The 16022-nt window shown below is 66.1% G+C and carries 18 protein-coding genes; 10 read left to right on the plus strand and 8 right to left on the minus strand.

Going from position 1 to position 16022, the window contains the following annotated elements:
- Positions 1 to 495, plus strand: coding sequence for a nucleoside deaminase (locus BLQ28_RS22735; protein ID WP_093244811.1), 495 nt, complete (start codon positions 1 to 3; stop codon positions 493 to 495).
- A gap of 111 nt (positions 496 to 606) precedes the next feature.
- Here the strand turns inward: BLQ28_RS22735 and BLQ28_RS22740 are convergent, their stop codons facing one another.
- Positions 607 to 1050, minus strand: a complete 444-nt coding sequence (locus BLQ28_RS22740; protein ID WP_256327420.1) for a DUF4124 domain-containing protein — start codon at positions 1048 to 1050, stop codon at positions 607 to 609.
- A gap of 173 nt (positions 1051 to 1223) precedes the next feature.
- Here BLQ28_RS22740 and BLQ28_RS22745 point away from each other — a divergent pair, with 173 nt between their 5' ends.
- A complete protein-coding gene (locus BLQ28_RS22745) occupies positions 1224 to 2144 on the plus strand; it encodes a protein NO VEIN domain-containing protein (RefSeq protein WP_093244813.1) in 921 nt (306 codons plus the stop codon).
- A gap of 51 nt (positions 2145 to 2195) precedes the next feature.
- On the opposite strand, the gene BLQ28_RS22750 is transcribed toward BLQ28_RS22745, so the two are convergent.
- Positions 2196 to 2618 (minus strand): PaaI family thioesterase, encoded by a 423-nt coding sequence (locus BLQ28_RS22750; RefSeq protein WP_093244816.1) that lies wholly within the window; start codon positions 2616 to 2618, stop codon positions 2196 to 2198.
- Between the two features lie 211 nt (positions 2619 to 2829).
- On the opposite strand from BLQ28_RS22750, the gene BLQ28_RS22755 reads away from it, so the two are divergent.
- Positions 2830 to 3207: a hypothetical protein gene (locus BLQ28_RS22755; protein WP_093244818.1), complete on the plus strand. Its 378-nt coding sequence runs from the start codon at positions 2830 to 2832 to the stop codon at positions 3205 to 3207.
- A gap of 133 nt (positions 3208 to 3340) precedes the next feature.
- Here the strand turns inward: BLQ28_RS22755 and dkgB are convergent, their stop codons facing one another.
- Positions 3341 to 4159 carry a 2,5-didehydrogluconate reductase DkgB gene (dkgB, locus tag BLQ28_RS22760; RefSeq protein WP_093244821.1) on the minus strand — a complete coding sequence of 273 codons (819 nt, stop codon included), beginning with the start codon at positions 4157 to 4159 and terminating at the stop codon, positions 3341 to 3343.
- 85 nt (positions 4160 to 4244) lie between these two features.
- Positions 4245 to 5447, minus strand: coding sequence for an MFS transporter (locus BLQ28_RS22765; protein ID WP_093244824.1), 1203 nt, complete (start codon positions 5445 to 5447; stop codon positions 4245 to 4247).
- A gap of 540 nt (positions 5448 to 5987) precedes the next feature.
- Between BLQ28_RS22765 and BLQ28_RS22770 the strand changes: the two genes are divergently transcribed.
- Positions 5988 to 7022 carry an Asd/ArgC dimerization domain-containing protein gene (locus tag BLQ28_RS22770; protein WP_176801201.1) on the plus strand — a complete coding sequence of 345 codons (1035 nt, stop codon included), beginning with the start codon at positions 5988 to 5990 and terminating at the stop codon, positions 7020 to 7022.
- Between the two features lie 51 nt (positions 7023 to 7073).
- Here BLQ28_RS22770 and BLQ28_RS22775 read toward each other — a convergent pair whose 3' ends face one another.
- Positions 7074 to 8402, minus strand: coding sequence for an aspartate aminotransferase family protein (locus BLQ28_RS22775; protein WP_093244829.1), 1329 nt, complete (start codon positions 8400 to 8402; stop codon positions 7074 to 7076).
- A 191-nt stretch (positions 8403 to 8593) separates the two neighbouring features.
- Between BLQ28_RS22775 and BLQ28_RS22780 the strand changes: the two genes are divergently transcribed.
- From BLQ28_RS22780 to BLQ28_RS22790, 3 genes are all read left to right on the plus strand, one after another.
- The gene (locus BLQ28_RS22780; RefSeq protein ID WP_093244831.1) at positions 8594 to 9160 is read left to right on the plus strand and encodes a DUF3455 domain-containing protein; all 567 of its coding nucleotides are present in this window, start codon (positions 8594 to 8596) and stop codon (positions 9158 to 9160) included.
- Between the two features lie 100 nt (positions 9161 to 9260).
- Complete coding sequence (locus BLQ28_RS22785) at positions 9261 to 9785, plus strand: sigma-70 family RNA polymerase sigma factor (RefSeq protein ID WP_093245523.1); 525 nt, start codon at positions 9261 to 9263, stop codon at positions 9783 to 9785.
- Positions 9782 to 10510: an anti-sigma factor gene (locus tag BLQ28_RS22790; protein ID WP_093244834.1), complete on the plus strand. Its 729-nt coding sequence runs from the start codon at positions 9782 to 9784 to the stop codon at positions 10508 to 10510. Before BLQ28_RS22785 ends, BLQ28_RS22790 begins: the two co-directional genes overlap by 4 nt.
- Here BLQ28_RS22790 and BLQ28_RS22795 read toward each other — a convergent pair.
- Positions 10497 to 11681, minus strand: coding sequence for an MFS transporter (locus BLQ28_RS22795; protein WP_093244836.1), 1185 nt, complete (start codon positions 11679 to 11681; stop codon positions 10497 to 10499). The two genes, BLQ28_RS22790 and BLQ28_RS22795, sit on opposite strands and share 14 nt — an antisense overlap.
- A 96-nt stretch (positions 11682 to 11777) precedes the next feature.
- On the opposite strand from BLQ28_RS22795, the gene BLQ28_RS22800 reads away from it, so the two are divergent.
- On the plus strand, positions 11778 to 12407 hold the full coding sequence (locus BLQ28_RS22800; RefSeq protein WP_093244839.1) for a 2-hydroxychromene-2-carboxylate isomerase: 630 nt from the start codon (positions 11778 to 11780) through the stop codon (positions 12405 to 12407).
- 38 nt (positions 12408 to 12445) lie between these two features.
- Here the strand turns inward: BLQ28_RS22800 and BLQ28_RS22805 are convergent, their stop codons facing one another.
- Entirely contained in the window at positions 12446 to 13843 is a 1398-nt protein-coding gene (locus BLQ28_RS22805) for a DUF4303 domain-containing protein (RefSeq protein ID WP_093244841.1), read from the minus strand.
- Between the two features lie 46 nt (positions 13844 to 13889).
- Positions 13890 to 14798 carry a LysR family transcriptional regulator gene (locus tag BLQ28_RS22810; RefSeq protein ID WP_093244844.1) on the minus strand — a complete coding sequence of 303 codons (909 nt, stop codon included), beginning with the start codon at positions 14796 to 14798 and terminating at the stop codon, positions 13890 to 13892.
- 190 nt (positions 14799 to 14988) lie between these two features.
- On the opposite strand from BLQ28_RS22810, the gene BLQ28_RS22815 reads away from it, so the two are divergent.
- Positions 14989 to 15642, plus strand: a complete 654-nt coding sequence (locus BLQ28_RS22815) for a hydrolase (protein ID WP_093244846.1) — start codon at positions 14989 to 14991, stop codon at positions 15640 to 15642.
- An 18-nt stretch (positions 15643 to 15660) separates the two neighbouring features.
- Positions 15661 to 15954 carry a DUF1427 family protein gene (locus BLQ28_RS22820; protein ID WP_093245526.1) on the plus strand — a complete coding sequence of 98 codons (294 nt, stop codon included), beginning with the start codon at positions 15661 to 15663 and terminating at the stop codon, positions 15952 to 15954.
- Positions 15955 to 16022: the final 68 nt, after the last annotated feature.

Below are 16022 nucleotides of genomic sequence, written 5' to 3' on the forward strand. Positions count from 1 at the left end.
ATGTACCAACAGGAATTCATGCAACGCGCGCTCGCGCTGTCCGCCCGGGCGCTGCAGGTGCACGGCACCGAGCCCTTCGGCGCCGTCGTCGTGAAAGACGGCGCGATCGTCGGCGAAGGCTTCAACCATTCGGTGGCGCACCACGACCCCACCTCGCACGGCGAGGTCGAGGCCATTCGCGATGCCTGCCGCAAGCTCGGCACCGTCGACCTGTCGGGCTGCGAGCTATACACCTCGTGCGAGCCCTGCGCCATGTGCGTGGCCGCCATGCACATCGCGGGCATCGGCAAGCTCTACTACGCGGCCACGCTCGCGCAATCGGGCAAGGCGTTCGAGGGTGTGAGCGTCGCGGCGCGGCATCCGATCGATGTCGAGGCGCTGCGGATCGAAGCGGGCGCGACGCTCGAAAAACGCAAGCAGCCCGCAGAACAGAAGCTCGACCGCGAGGCCGTGCAGATTCTTTCGGACTGGGCCGCGCCACGCCGGGCCGCGTAAGAAGTCAATTACGTCGGTGTCTTGAGCGCCTTCCTGCCGCCACGGCAGGTGACGAGCCTGCCGGCGTGGTTGCCGCATTCGTCGGCCGTGTCACCAAGCGATGCGTGCTGCCTACCTCGGATTGCAGAAAGACTGGATGTCGTTCTGCGCGACTTCCCGGTCGTAGGTGTCGGTCGGCTTGCCGTTGCGGTGCCGCACGGCGCCGCTGAGAACATCGCGGGCGAGTGCGCATCGCGACGCATCCGTGCCGTGGTCCCTGCCGTCGGAAAGTGCCCTGGGTGGCCTGTCGGTTGACGGCGGTTGCGGCCGGGTCGCCTGCGGCCGCGTGTTGCGCCAAAGCTCGGTGGAGGGCGGCGATGCCGGTGGCGCATCCGGCGGCGGAGGCTCCTTCAGCTCCACCGTTCGGGCATCTCCCGCGTCGGCCTTGCGCTGCGAGTAGTGCGTCTGGCCGTTGGCGTCGACCCACTTGTAGATGTCCGCGTGGCCCATCGATGGAAAAAGCGCGGCCGCAAGCATGCTGCCGAACACCTGCCAACCGGAATTTGAACGTTGCATGCTTGAAGGCTGTTTGAATATCAACCGCTGCGAGGACGAAGAGGTCCGCCCGGCCGCATCCTGCCACATGCCCGACCGCTCGCACTACACGGCGGCTTGCCCTTGCAGCAGGCCGAAGAAGGGCCGATGCGGCATACTTCCACCCCCCTCAAACTCGCTAGAAATCCCAAGGAATGGACAAGGAAGTCGACCCCCACGTGCTCGCTGTGATCGATGAGATGCGACTGTCAGGCCCGCGCCTCACGCCAGTCGAAATCGTCGCCAAGATGGGGGTGTTCGACGCGCGCGACAAACCGTTCGACCACGCCTGGCTCGCCACCGGCGACAACGTCATCGCCACCATCTGGGCCGAGCACGTGAACCTGGGTGCCGGCCGGCGCTGGTTCTGCCTCGAATCGCTCGACACGCAGCACCGCGCAGGCGGCGGCACCCGCGCCCCCAACCAGGTCCAGCGCGCCAAAGACCGCTTGGCACTGCTCAAGCGCACCTTCGACGCAGGTCAGGGCTTTCGCGCCGTGCTGCAGACCAACCGCGTGGCCATCGCCGAACTCGAGATCAACAAGGGCGCCAAGGTGTCCACGCGCGTGCGCGACGACGACGAATGGCACGTGGCCACCTGGGAGCCCGAGCAGAAGCTCGCGGTGCTCGTTCGCGGCCCGCGCGGCTGGGTGCCCGACGAGGCGGAAGTGCAGGCCGCCAAGGCGCGCGGTGGTGTTCCGCAGGCAGAAGAAGAACCGGCCGCCGCGGTGCCTGTGCAGTCTTCGCCCGAAGACGTGCAGGCGGCCGCGATGGACTACGTGCTGCGCCACTTCCGGGGCTATGGCTACAAGGCCGAAGACCTGACCGGCCAGAACGTCGGCTACGACATCGAGGTGTCGAACGCCAAGGGCGCGACGCTGCTCAAGATCACCGTGAAGGGCACGTCCAACGCAACGCCCGGCTTTCAGCTCACGAGCGAAGAAAGCGCGTGCTCGGCGCGCGAGCCGCTGTGGCGCCTGCTGGTGGTCAGCGATGCAGGCGGCCCCACGGCGCAGCACAAGATCTACAAGCCGTCGGAGATGTCCCAGGCGCCTGGCTTCCAGTCGCTGGGGTAAGTAGAAGGCAGGTGGGCGGACGGCATTGCCTGCCGGCAATGCCCGTCGGTTTCAGCGCCGCACGTTCACGATGGTCGCCTGCATCATCGCGACCACCTTGTAGTCGGCCCCGCTGCCGGAAAACGCCCGCACCTCGCCCGTGCAGACCGAAAGCAGCTTGCCCGAACTCTGCACGCGCCCCACGGCCAGGAAGCGCTCGCCAAGGGCGGGCCGCATGAAGTTGATCTTGAACTCCGCCGTCACCACGTCGAACTCCGCGGGCGCCTTCGTCAGCGCCGCATAGCCGCAGGCGCTGTCGACCACGCTCGTCACCGCGCCCGCATGCACGTACCCGTTCTGCTGCGAAAGGCCGCGCGCGTACGGCAGTTCGATGTGGACCTCGCCATCGGCCACCAGCGCTAGCCTGGCGCCGAGGGTGGCCATCAGCCCTTGTGAATTGAAGCTGTCCGAGATTCGTTGGTGCATGTCGTTCATGAGGGGCGCGTGGGGCGTGAGGAAGATGTGGAAGTGCGTACCGCAGACCTATGGTTCTACCATCGCGCGCACTGCATGAGAACCGTGGCACTCATCGTGGTCCTGCGCCTGCTTGCCACTTTCCCCGCGGTCATTAACAAGCCTCGTTTTCTGCGGGAAAACTACCTCTGCTGCGCTCGGTAAATCGCATCGCCGAACGTACACTGCGGCCATGGAAAGCAATGGGCAAGCCCAACAACGCAGCCTGCAGCCCGTCGTGGAGCTTCGGGCAGAAGGCGTGTCGTTCGCCTACGCCGTACGCGCGCCGCGTTCGAAGGGCGTGATCCCGCCCAGCTCTTACCAGGACAGCGGCTTTGCCACACTCACCGACTGCCTGCGCGACGTGGCGAAGGCGCTCGGCGGCAACTTCAAACGCATCTACGTGCGTCTCGATGGCCACTGCGTCGGCGAGCGCGACATTGCAGAGTTGAAAGAGGCGCCGGAGAAGGTTGCAGCCGAGTTGCAGTTGGAGTGCGATGCGCTGAATGCGCTGCTGAAGCCTGCTGCGATCACCGCGCCGAAGAAGGCCGGGCCGGTGGTTGCTGAATAGGAAAAGCAAAGAACAAGTAAGAGGCAAAAGGGGCACGCAAGTCACGAGCGCCCCGGCAACTGTCCCCTCTCCCCAAGGGGAGAGGGAGCAAGGCAGAGCCGCATCGCGCGACTCGCATCGCCAGCCGATCAGATCAGTCCCAAGCCGGCGACAGGCCCGCGGGATCGGTCAACCGCTCATTGCGGTCAAGCGCCGCCATCTGAGCCATCTCCGCATCCGTCAGCTTCAGTTGCCGCGCCTTCAGATTGCCTTCAAGGTTCGCGCGCTTCGTCGAAGAAGGAATCACCGCGTAGCCCAACTGCATCGCCCACGCCAGCACCACCTGTGCCGTCGTCGCATCGTGCGCCTTCGCAATCGCCTCGATCACCGGGTCGGCAATCACCTTGCCGTAGGCCAGCGTCATGTACGAGGTGATGTGGATGCCCTGGCTCTTTGCGAACTCCGCCACCTTGCGGTTCTGCAGGTACGGGTGCAGTTCGATCTGGTTGGTCGCGATCTCTTTCGCGCCCACCGCCGCAATGGCTTCCTTCATCAGCGCGATGTTGAAGTTCGACACGCCGATCTGCTTCGTGAGCCCCAGCGCCTTGGCCTCGGCCAGTGCGCCCATGAACTCGGCCACAGAAACGGCGTTGCCCGGCGAAGGCCAGTGGATCAGCGTCAGGTCCACATGGTCTGTGCGCAGCTTCGCAAGGCTGTCCTTCAGGCTTGGCACCAGCTTGTCTTTGGCGTAGTTGTCCGTCCAGATCTTGGTCGTGATGAAGAGGCTGTCGCGGGCCACGCTGCTTTCGGCAATCGCCTGGCCCACCTCGGCTTCGTTGCCGTAGATCTGCGCCGTGTCGATCGCGCGGTAGCCCACGTCGAGGCCGTTCTTGACCGAGTCGATCACCACCTGGCCCTTCAGGCGAAAGGTGCCCAGGCCGAAGGCGGGAATGGGGTTGTTGTTCGTGTTCATGGTGTGCGTTGTCCTTGTGCGTTCAGAGAAGAAGAAAAAAGAAGATGAATGAAGAGGAGGGGAAGAGGCCTGCAGCGAAACCCGCTCAGTGCCCCACAGGCACCGGCCCCGAAGCGCGAACCGGAATGCCCGCACGCCGGTCGAGCGTGCCGCTCCACTGCGTGAGCGCCAGCGACACCAGCACCACCAGTGCGCCAATCCACGGCGTGTGCATCAGGCCAAGGTGCGTCACGATCAGCCCACCCGCCCAGGCCGCGCCGGCAATGCCCAGGTTGAAGGCCGCGATGTTCAGGCCCGAGGCCACGTCCACCGCCTGCGGCGTGAAGCGCTCGGCCTGCTTCACCACATACACCTGCAGCCCCGGCACGTTGCCGAACGCCACCGCGCCCCACATCAGCACCGCCAGCAGCGCCAGCCACTTGTGCGGCGCCGCGAAGTTGAACACCAGCAGTACCGCAGCCAGCAGCGCAAAGATGATCTTCAGCGCCGGAATCGGGCCCATGCGGTCGGCCAGCTTGCCGCCCCAAATGTTGCCCGCCGCCACCGAGACGCCGTACACCAGCATCACCCAGCCCACCGCACCGGCGCTGAAGCCAGACACGTCGGTGAGGATCGGCGCAAGAAACGTGAACGGAATGAACGAGCCGCCATAGCCGATGGCCGTCTTCGCATACACCAGCAACAGGCGCGGCTCGGCCAGCACCTTGGCTTGCTGCGCCAGCGAGGCCGGCGGCGTGTGGCGGATGTTGCCGGGCACAAAGATCCAGCTGCCGATGAAGGCGACGACGCCCAACGCGGACACGGCCAGAAAAGTCTCGCGCCAGCCGAAGTGCTGCCCGATGAAGGTGCCCAGCGGCACACCCGTGACCAGCGCCACCGTGAGCCCGGTGAACATGATCGCGATGGCGCTCGCGGCCTTTTCCTTCGGCACGAGGCCCGTGGCGATGGTCGAGCCGATCGAGAAGAACACGCCGTGCGCTAGGCCCGTGAGGATGCGCGCCGCTACCAGCGATTCATAGCTCGGCGCCTGCCACGCCAGCAGATTGCCGACCGTGAAGAGGGCCATGAGCCCGAGCAGCAGCGCCTTGCGTGGCAGCTTGCCCGTGAGGGCGGTGAGCACCGGCGCGCCGATGGCGACTCCCAGCGCGTAGAGGCTGACGAGAAGGCCCGCCGAGGGCAGGCCGATGCCCAGGTCAGCAGCGACCGTGGGGATGAGGCCAACGATGACGAACTCGGTCGTCCCGATGGCGAAGGCGCTGAGGGTCAGCGCGAGTAAGGCGATTGGCATGAGAGCACTCCTTCTTGGATGTGGAGGAGTGTCTTGCGGATACCTTTGCGGATAAATGGGGGTTAGGGCAGAAGATAGTTGCCGGGAAGTCAATAACACTCAATCCCGGATCGGGCATTCAGGAGTGCCATGAGGTTCGCATGGATCATTGTTTGGCATCGAACGAATCGTCTGCAGAAACTCGTTTCTCGACGCAGGTCTTCCGGGCGTTGCGGCTACTGAGGATGTGCGACACGCCTTGCAGCAACACTGAAATCTCGCCATGTAAGTCATTCGAATTCATTGCCTCGCAAGCGCGCTGATTCAACGCTTTGGAACAGGTCATTCATGTGAGCCGAATCCGCCCGGACAGACGCAACCTCTTCGAGTCGCGGTTTAAGATCCTTGCGCCCTGCACACTCGTTGTCAGCGACGCTCGCCCCGGACAGTTCTCCATGGTCTTCCCACAAGGATCGGCGAGTCGCTCCGAGGCGGAGCCCTTCAGATTTCACGATGGTGCCTGGTTCGCAAGCTTCTCAATCATCATCGGAGGAATTACCAGTGGTCCAGAAGGTCAGCGTTGGCATCTTGGGTGGTACGGGAATGGTGGGGCGCCGATTGGCCCAGTTGCTCATCGGGCATCCATGGTTTGAACTCAAGGCCGTGATCGGGCAAGGCTCCATCGGCGAGCCTTATCGCGATGTATGGAATCGCAAGGAACGCGCGGTATCCACGCACTACGGGAGCGACTTCTGGCGAGAGGTGCCGTTTCCCGCGGAGCTCGATCATTGCCACGTCCTCTCGCTGGCCGAAGGACTGGAAGACAAGGGCATCGAGGTGCTTTTTGCCGCGGTGTCGGCAGAGGGGCAAGCAGCGGAGCAGCAGGCGCTCGACCGGGGCCGCCGCGTTTTCTCCAACAGCCCGTACGGGCGCTTCGACGACGAGAACCCGCTCGTGATCACGGAGGTGAACGGCGAAAGGATCGCCGAGGCGCGCTTCGTGAAGAACCCGAACTGCGTGACCTCCGGCGCGGTGATGATTCTTGACGCCCTCGCACCGCTCGGGCTCGAGGGCGTGGCGGTCACCACGTTCCAGTCGCTATCGGGCCGCGGCGATGCCAAGTACCCGGTGGACCTGGTCTCCGGCAACGTCTATCCGCTGCACGGTTCCGAAGAACGAACCGAGGAGTACATCGCACGGGAAATCCACAAGATCCTGGACTCGGATGTTCCGGTGTCCGTGAGCTGCAATCGCGTCTTCGTCCAGGAAGGCCATTTCGTCGACCTGCGAATCAAGACCTCGCGCAGGCCCGACGTGGCGGAACTGGCAGCGCTGCTGGAAGGCTACAACCCCTTGAAGAACGTGCCCCTGCCGTCGAAGCCCGCAAGGCCGCTGGTGGTGTGCGCCGAGGCGGGGCGCCCTCGTCCGAATCAGGATTGCTTTCATGAGCGAGGCTTCTCGGTGGCCGTCGGCAACCTGTGCACGACGGACGCAATGTTCGAGGTGCGCCTGCAGTACGTCGTCAACAACCTCATCCGCGGAGCGGCAGGCAGCGCGCTGCTGAATGCGGAGTACAGCTACCTGCTGACGCACTGAGTGCCCACGCCCCGCGTGTCATGCGCATGACGCGCGAGGTCCAGGCAGGGTCTAGGGTCGCAGTGCTGTGAGCGCTTCGTCCAGTATCCGCAGGCCCTGCTGCACTTCGGCGGGCGTCACGACGCAAGGTGGCACGACGTGCACGCGGTTCTCGACCACGAATCCCAGCAGCCCGCGCTGCAGCAGTTCGGATTTGAGCCTGGACATGAAGCCCGCTTCCATGGGCGCGCGCGTGCGTCGGTCCGATACCAGTTCCAGCGCCCAGAAAACACCCGCGCCTCGCACGTCGCCGATGACTTCGTGCTGTCGCGCAAGTGCATGCAAGCCGGGGCCGAGGTAGTCGGCGCCGATCTGGTGTGCGTTCTCGACAATGCCTTCGCTTTCCATCGCATCGATTGCCGCAACGATCGATGCTGCCGCCAGAGGATGACCGGAATAGGTGAGGCCGCCAGGGAACACGGTCGACTGGAAGTTCTGGGCGATCTCCTTGGAGATGACCACCCCGCCCACGGGAACGTAGCCCGAGTTGACCCCCTTTGCAAAGGTGATGAGGTCCGGCGCCATGTGATGAGGCTGATGCGCGAACCACTCGCCCGTTCGGCCGAATCCGCACATCACTTCATCGGCGATCAGCACGATGCCATGGCGGGTGCACAACTCCCTCACGCCCGCGAGATAGCCTGGGGGCGGAACGATGATGCCCGCCGTACCGGGGACCGGCTCCAGCATGATGGCGGCGATCCGGCCGGGCCCTTCGCCCTGAATGACGCGTTCGAGATGCTGGAGTGCACGGGCACTCTCCTGGGCTGGCGAGTCCGACCAGAACTCGCTGCGATAGGGAAACGGACCGAAGAAGTGAACGTGGCCGCGCGCGTATTCGTTGGGCAGCCTTCGCCAGTCGCCCGTTGCGGCGATGGCCGAGCCCGTATTGCCGTGGTAGGAGCGGTAGGTGGTCAGCACCTTGTCGCGGCCTGTGCACAGCCTTGCGAGGCGCATTGCGTTTTCGTTGGCGTCCGCACCACCGGAGGTGAAGAACACGCCGCCGTACATATCGCCTGCCTTCCGCAGGATTCGCTGCGCCGCCTGTCCGCGAGCCAGGTTGGCATGGGTGGGGGCCACCGTGGCGAGCTGGTCGGCCTGTTGCTTGATCGCCTCGATCACCTTGGGGTGCTGGTGCCCGATGTTCACGTTCACCAACTGGCTCGAGAAGTCGAGGTACTCCTTGCCCTCGTAGTCCCAGACGACACAACCGCGTCCACCGGCAATGGCGAGCGGCGCCAGGTTGCCCTGCGCAGACCAGGAGTGAAAGACGTGCTGCAAATCGAGTGCGATGACTTCGCTGTTGGTGTAAGCGTCGTGGCGGGACATTGCTTCTTTCATCAGGTCGTGCGTCGTTGGTTGAGGAAGACTGCGCCAGGCCAGCTGGGCGACTGCAGCCGATCAGCTGGCGCAGTATGCCTTCCCAGGCACCGAAAAAATCTTTTGCATCCCCTGCATCCGAACGCCGCCCTGCCGTGTAGACCCTTCAGCAGCGAGGAGCTGTTGACCTTCTACAACCCAGGAGAAATTTCATGCACACCTCCCGTCCCACCCGTTCACTCGCCGTTCCTGGCGTCGTCTCCGCTGCAGTGTTCCTGAGCGCCTGCGGCTCAATGTCGATGACCCCTGCGTTCAACCAATCCAGCCTGCCGCCGACGATCCAGGTGCCGGCCGGCCACAAGGTCGCGATGGAAACCGTGGGCAAGGGCGACATCACTTATGAATGCCGCGACAAGGCCAATGCCGCCGGGCAGACCGAGTGGGTGTTCGTCGGCCCCGAGGCCAAGCTGTGGGACCGCAGCGGCAAGCAGGTCGGCAAGTACTACGGCCCGCCGGCCACCTGGGAATCGAACGACGGTTCCAAGCTCACGGCCACGCAACTGGCCGTCGCGCCGTCGGGCCCGACCAGCCTGCCGTTTCAGCTCGTGAAGGCCAACCCGGCCGTGGGCTCGGGCGCGATGACGGGCGTGACCTACATCCAGCGCGTGGCGCTGCAAGGCGGCGTGGCACCGACTGCCGTGCCATGCACGCCTGCCAGCAAGGGTCAGAAGCAGGTCGTGCAATACCAGGCCGACTACATCTTCTGGAAGGCATCCTGATCGGGGGGCGATTCGGCTGCGGAGCCACCCGCCCCACTACCATCGGCCAGTGCAGAACCCGCCGCCCACCATCGCGCCCTTCGACTACGACGCCGCTCTCATGGCTTGCGCCCGCGGCGATCGTCTGGCCCTGCAGCAGCTGTACCAGCGCGAGGGGCGCTATCTGATGGGCGTGGCGCTGCGCATCGTGCGCCAGCGCCAGCAGGCCGAAGACGTATTGCACGACGCTTTCATCAGCATCTGGCAGCGCGCGGAAACTTTCAATCCGGCGCGCGGCGAAGGCCGGGGCTGGGTCTACAGCGTGGTGCGCAATGCCGCGCTGAACATGGTGCGCAGCGGCGCGCGCCAGGTGGACGTGAGCGAAGACGCCGCCGAAGCCATTGACGACGAGGCCGCGCTGGCGACATACGCCGCGGCTGGCGATCCGTTCGAATTGCGTGCCGATCTGGGCAGGCTCGAGAACTGCCTGAACGGGCTGGCGCCGGCGCGGCGCGACTGCATCCTCTTCGCGTATGTCGAAGGCTGCTCGCATGGCGAGATCGCCGAGCGGCTGCAGACGCCGCTGGGCACGGTGAAAGCCTGGATCCTGCGCGGCATGCGCGCGCTGCGGGAGTGCATGGCATGAACGGCAACAACCCGACCGACATCAACGACATCGACGCATTGGCCGGCGAGTACGTGCTCGGCACGCTGTCGGCCAGCGCGCGTGCGGCGGTCGAAGCCCGCATGCACAGCGAGCCGACCCTGCGCGAAGCCGTGCAGGCATGGGAGGCGCGACTGCTGCCGCTGACGGTGCTTGCGCTGCCGCAGGAACCGTCGCCGGCGCTCTGGCCGCGCATCGAGCGCAGCATCGGCAACGTGGCGGAGCCAGGGAAGAAGGCCACGCCTGTGCGGCCATCGGCTGTCTCGGGTTGGTGGAACAACCTGAGGTTGTGGCGCGGCCTGGCTGCGGGCGGGTTTGCCGCGGCCGCGTTGATGGTGGCTGTGCTCGTGATGCGTCCGCCGCCGACGCCGCAATACATGGTGGTGCTGGTTGCCCCGCAGGACAAGTCGCCGGGCTGGGTGATCCAGACCACCTCATCGCGTCAGTTGAGCCTGGTGCCGCTGGGCACGTTCGAAGTGCCGCCGCAGAAGACGCTGCAGTTCTGGACCAAGGCCGACCAGTGGCGTGGGCCTGTATCGCTGGGCCTCGTCAAGCAGGGGCAGGCGCTGCGCATTCCCATCGACAAACTGCCGCCGCTCGAGCCGAACCAGCTGTTCGAGCTCACGCTGGAGCCCGAGAACGGCTCGCCCATCGACCGACCGACGGGGCCGATTCAGTTCATCGGGCGTGCCGTCAAGGTGATGTAGCGGCGGCTTTTCTGCTGGCCACGGCAGCGGTAACACCGATCCCCGCCACCATCAAGCACACCGCAAAGATCACCCCTCGCGTCTGCGTCGCATCGGCAAACACCCCGACGATCAGCCCCGCGAGCGGCTGCGTCAGGTTGTTCAGCAGCACGATCACCCCGGTGGTCTTGCCGTAGTCCTTCGCCGGAATGATCCGCTGCCGGCGGATGCGGATGTAGATGCCGAACATCTTGTCGAACCCGATCACCAGCAGGAAGCCGGCCGCATAGCCCCAGTGGCTGGTGCTCGCGGCCATGAGCAGGCCGCCGGCCAGTATCAGCAGGTAGGCGGTGGCGCCCATGCGCTTGAGCGCGATCGATCCGCGAATGATCGCCAGCAGGATCACGATGGTGGCGACGGCACCCAGCGTCTGCAGCCCCGCGTAGTAGGTGGCCGAGCGCTGGTGCAGCCCGGTGACCATGGCGGCGGAAGAGGCCAGCGTGGTGCCGAGCATCAGGTTCACGCCGGACGTGAGCATGGTCAGGCGCAACAGGCCGGGCAGGCGCAACACATGGCCGAGGGCTGTGGCGATGGGCTTCAGCAGGTGGCCCGGTTCGCCCTGCGGTTGGTGCAGTTGCACGGGGTTGCCGCGTCGCCAGAACGCGGTGGCGACATCGGCCAGCAAGAACAGCGCGGCCGCCGCACCCACCACGGCCTGCCATGGCCACAACGCAAAGAGCGCCGCAGCGATCAGCGGGCCGAGCACCATGCCGGTCTGCTCGGCGGTCTGCGCGTAGGCGAGCACCTTGTCGAAGCCGGTGTTGCCGGCAATCTGCGGCAGCATCACTTCGCGGGCCATCACGCCCTGCGTGGTGAGCACGCCGCACACGGCAGACAAGCCCACCAGCCAGCCGATGCCGCCCATCGCCTCGTTGGCCAGCACGCCGAGCACGCAGGCAAGTGCGCGAAAGACCTGGCTGGCGCGCAGCAGCTTCAGTGGCGAGACACGGTCGCACAGCGCGCCGCAGACCGGAAAAGACAGGAAGCGCGGCAGTGTCTCTGCCGCGAAGGCGTAGCCCGACCACGCGACGTCTTGCGTCACCTGGAACACCACCAGCGGCACCAAGAACAGCAGGATCTGGTCGGCCAGCCTGGAGAGGAAGAGCGAGAAAAGAAAGGCCGGAAACTTCATCGCGCCGTCATCGTGGCGGCGTGGCCCGCGCTGACCCCGAGGGGAAAAGGGTGGGGAGCGCGGTGGCGACAGGCATGCGCTGAAGATAATCGAAACATGATCGCGCTCGACTGCTACTACAGCCTCTCTTCTCCCTGGGCCTACCTCGGTGGCCCGCAGCTTCAGGACATTGTTCGCCGCCATCAGGTGCGGCTCACGTTCAAGCCCTACGACTTCCAGGCGGTGGTGCCGCAAACCGGCGGCATTCCGCTGAAGACGCGGCCCGAGCCGCGCCGCACATACCACGCGCTGGAGCTGGCCCGCTGGAGCGACTACCTCGGCATGCCGTTGAACCTTCAGCCCGCGCACTACCCCAAGGGCGCGCCCAGCGATCCGAACTGGAACAAGTACGCCGGCTGGATGGTGATTGCCGCGCAGCTGCAAGGGCTCGATGCGCAGCCGCTGTCGCATGCGCTGCTGCGCGCCCTGTGGGCCGAAGAGCGCGACACCTCGCAGGCCGAGGTGCGCATCGCGGTGGCCAACGAGAACGGCTACGACGGCGCCTCGCTGCAGGCACTGGAGCAGTCGGCCGAGACGCTGGCCGTGTATCGCGCCAACAGCGCCGAGGCGGTGGAAGCGGGCGTGTTCGGCGCGCCGACCTTCATCCTGAACGGCGAGCGGTTCTGGGGGCAAGACCGGTTGGCGTTTCTCGACCGGGCACTCGACAAGCTGCGCGCCGCGGGCTGAGCGCCGTTGCCGGGGCCGGAGCCGGCACCGAAAGGGTTCTATTCGCCGCGGCTGTCGCTGGCCTCGCCCAGTGCGTCGACGCAATCCCGCGCGGCTTCGCGCACCCTCTCATCGGCATCGTGCAAGGCCGCGCGTTGCACCGTCGCTTGCCAGGGCAGGGCAGCACGCTTCCAGGCGGCGAGACTGCGAGCAGCCTGCCATCGCACGTCGGCGTCTTCGTCATGCGCGAGGCGATCCGCGAGCGCCGGCAGGATGCGTTCGCCAGCGGCTGCGCCCAGGCCCCGGTCGTCGGCCACGCTGGCCGCGTGCCGGCGCACGAAGGCATGCGCCGACGCCATGCCGCGCAAGGCCTCGTCGATTTCGCCGGGGCGCAGGGTGCAATAGCTGCTGCCGGGCTTGAGCTTTTCGTGCACGACCTCGGCAATGGCGGCAGCGTCCGACAGCAGTGTTTCGAGGGGCCGGTAGTCGAGCGCCACGGGCGTCGGGTCGCGAAAGGCAGAGTAGGGCGCACAAAGGCCGCGCACAGCGACGGCGGCGCGCTCCGGGTCGCCGCGCCACGCGGCGAGTTGCTCGAAGAGCCAATCGCTGTCACCCAGATAGGCCAGCGTTGCGGCGCACCACGCGTGCGTGGATGGCTCGGCGGGTGCGTGCAGCTTCTTGCGCAGTGCGGCAAGCACCTCGGGTGTCGCAAGGCCGATGTGCCCGAGCATCCGGGCGGCCTCCCAGCCGAACTTGCCGCGCGGGCGGGCGAGCAATTCGAGCAGTGCGGGCACGGCGGGCGCGCCGATGTCGACCAGCCATTTCTGCGCATCCTCGCTCTCGACCGGCCGGCCATCGAAGCGGCCAAGGCGCCCGATCAGCCAGCCCACCCGCTCTTCGACGGGCAGGGCCGCGACGCGCAGGCGCTCCTGCTCGGCCACCGCTTCCTTGGGAAAGAGCGCCCCAAAAGCGGCATCGCCGATGCAGCGGCGCGCCAGGTCGAGGCCGTTCTCTTCGTCGTGCAGGAAGACCACGAAATCCGGCGTGAGCTGCGGCGCGTTGCCCAGCGCGGCCCGGATCTTCCGTGCCGCTGAAACGAGCATGTCGATGCACTCGCGCTCGGCCAGCAGCCAGGCCGCGCGGGTGTCGTTCCGGGTGATCTCGCATGCGGCGTCGGCTGCCGCATTCAGTGCGGCACCGGCGAACTGGATGTCGTCCCAGCGCCAGTCGGGCGGGCTCCACTCGGCCGTCCAGAAGTCACCCGAAGGCTCGTCTTCACGGGCGTCCACGCTGTTGGCCGAAAGGGCGGGCAGGTAGATCGGGCCGTCGAGTTCGCGGTACATGCCCTGGAAGGCGACGGCGTAGAACTGTTCGTCGGGGTTGTCGTCGAGCAGCTCGCGCAGTGCCCGAAGGGCGTCTTCGACGATCAGTGGTTCCAGCGCTTTCCAATGGCTCATGCGGGCATCTTTCCTTGAAGGGCGAATCGTAAGAGGCGGTCTTGCTTCAGCTGGATCGCGGCAGCAGCGCCGGCACCAGCGTGCGGTTCATCCGCTCGCGCCACCAGCGCAGCGCCTGCCCTTGTGCACCGGTCTTCCACGCGAGCCAGAAGGCCTCGGGCGCGCGCGGCTCTTCGGTGGGCAGCTCGACCAGCGTGCCGCGCTTGAGTTCATTCACGATGCAGGCGCGCGGCAGAAAGCCGTGGCCCAGGCCCGCCACCTGGCAGGCGATCTTTGCGGGCATCGATGGCACGGTGATGCGCGGCTGGCCGGCCAAGAGGCCGACGGTGCGCTCCGACAGCGTGCGCGCGCTGTCGCCCACCACGATGGCGTTGCACTCGAGCAGGTCGCCGCGCTGCAGCGGTCGGCCCAGGCGCGTGAGCGGGTGCGTGGGCGCGACGCAGAACGCGAAGTCGAGGCTGCCCACGGTCACCGCCTGGTAGCCGCCGCCGGCCGGGCCTTCGCCCGCGGCAATGACGATGTCGGCGCGGCCTTCGCGCAGGGCCTCCCAGCTGCCGGTGAGCGCCTCGCAGCCGATGCGCAGCCGCGTGCCGCAGCGCAGGTCTTCAAAAGCGCGGATGTCGTCGATGAGCGCCTGCGTGGGAATGAGCGAGTCGTGCACGAGGCGCAGCTCCGACTCATAGCCGGTGGCGATGAGCCGCATGCGCGATTCGAGGTCGCTCGCGGCGTTGAGCAGCCAGCGGCCTTCCTTGAGCATTTCTTCGCCGGCGGCGGTGAGGGTCACGCGCGGGCCGTTGCGCTCGAACAGCAGCATGCCCAGCTGTTCTTCCAGCTTGCCCACGGCGTACGAGATGGTGGAGGGCACCTTGTTCAGGCGCGCGGCCGCGGCGGCGAAGGAGCCGTGGCGGGCGATGGCATCGACGACCTCGATGGCTTCCAGGCTGAGTTTGAGCACGCTGCGGGTTCCTTGAAAACGAAAGGATTTGAGGGAAAAGGGAATCATCGAAAACTTCGATGATTGATGGTGAAAAGTTTCGTCGATGAGCGCTTGAAGGAACCCGATGATTCATCCCGTGCCAAGGAGATTCCCTCCGAAAGCAATTGTGAATCGAATCGAATATCCAATCAACCGCAAGGAGCTTTCCATGTCCATCAAAGCCACCCCCACCGCCGGCGCCAAGCTGCTCACCCCCACCGACCACACGCTGGTGATGATCGACTTCCAGTCGCAGATGGCCTTTGCCACGCACTCCATCGACGCCGTGAACCTGCGCAACAACGCGGCGCTGGTGGCGCAGGCCGCAGCCGGCTTCGGCGTGTCGACCATCCTCACGACGGTGGCCGAGAAGAGTTTTTCGGGCCCGATGTTCAGCGAGATCACCGAGGCCTTTCCGGGCCAGAAGATGCTCGACCGCACCTCGATGAACACCTGGGAAGACGCCGCCGTGATCGAGCGCGTGAACCAGATCGGCAAGCCGCGCATCGTGCTGGCGGGCCTGTGGACCAGCGTGTGCATCGTGGGCCCGGCGCTGTCGGCGCTGGACCAGGGCTTCGAGGTGTACGTGATCGCCGACGCTTGCGGCGACGTGTCGGCCGAGGCGCACAACCGCGCGATGGAGCGCATGGTGCAGGCCGGCGCGCAGCCGATGACCTCGCTGCAATACCTGCTGGAGCTGCAACGCGACTGGGCCCGTGGCGACACCTACGAGCTGACCACCGGCATCGCGAAGAAGGTCGGCGGCGCCTACGGCCTGGGCGTGACCTACGCCCAAACCATGTTCGGCGCCCACGAAGGCTGATCGCCCAAGGTGAACAAGATGAAGCCCTATGTCCTGTCGCTTGCGCTCGGCCTGCTGGTCGGCGTGATCTACGCACTGTTCCAGGTGCGCTCGCCGGCACCGCCGGTCATCGCCCTGGTGGGGCTTCTGGGCATCCTGCTCGGCGAGCAGATCCCGCCGCTCATCAAGAGCGTGATCAAGCCCGATGCCGTGGCCACCTCGTGGCTGCAGCACCAGGTCAAGCCGCATGTGTTCGGCGAGCTGCCGAAATGCGCGCAGCCCACGGCGGTGAACACCGCCGAGGCCGTTGCTTCTGGCAGGCGCGACGCGTGAAGCCGTTCGCAGACCCCGGCCGCCGCCGTCTCCTCGGAGCGCTCGGCGCCACCCTCGCAGCCCCCGGC

The organism is Variovorax sp. EL159, from assembly GCF_900100965.1.
In the GTDB taxonomy this organism is placed as follows: domain Bacteria; phylum Pseudomonadota; class Gammaproteobacteria; order Burkholderiales; family Burkholderiaceae_C; genus Variovorax.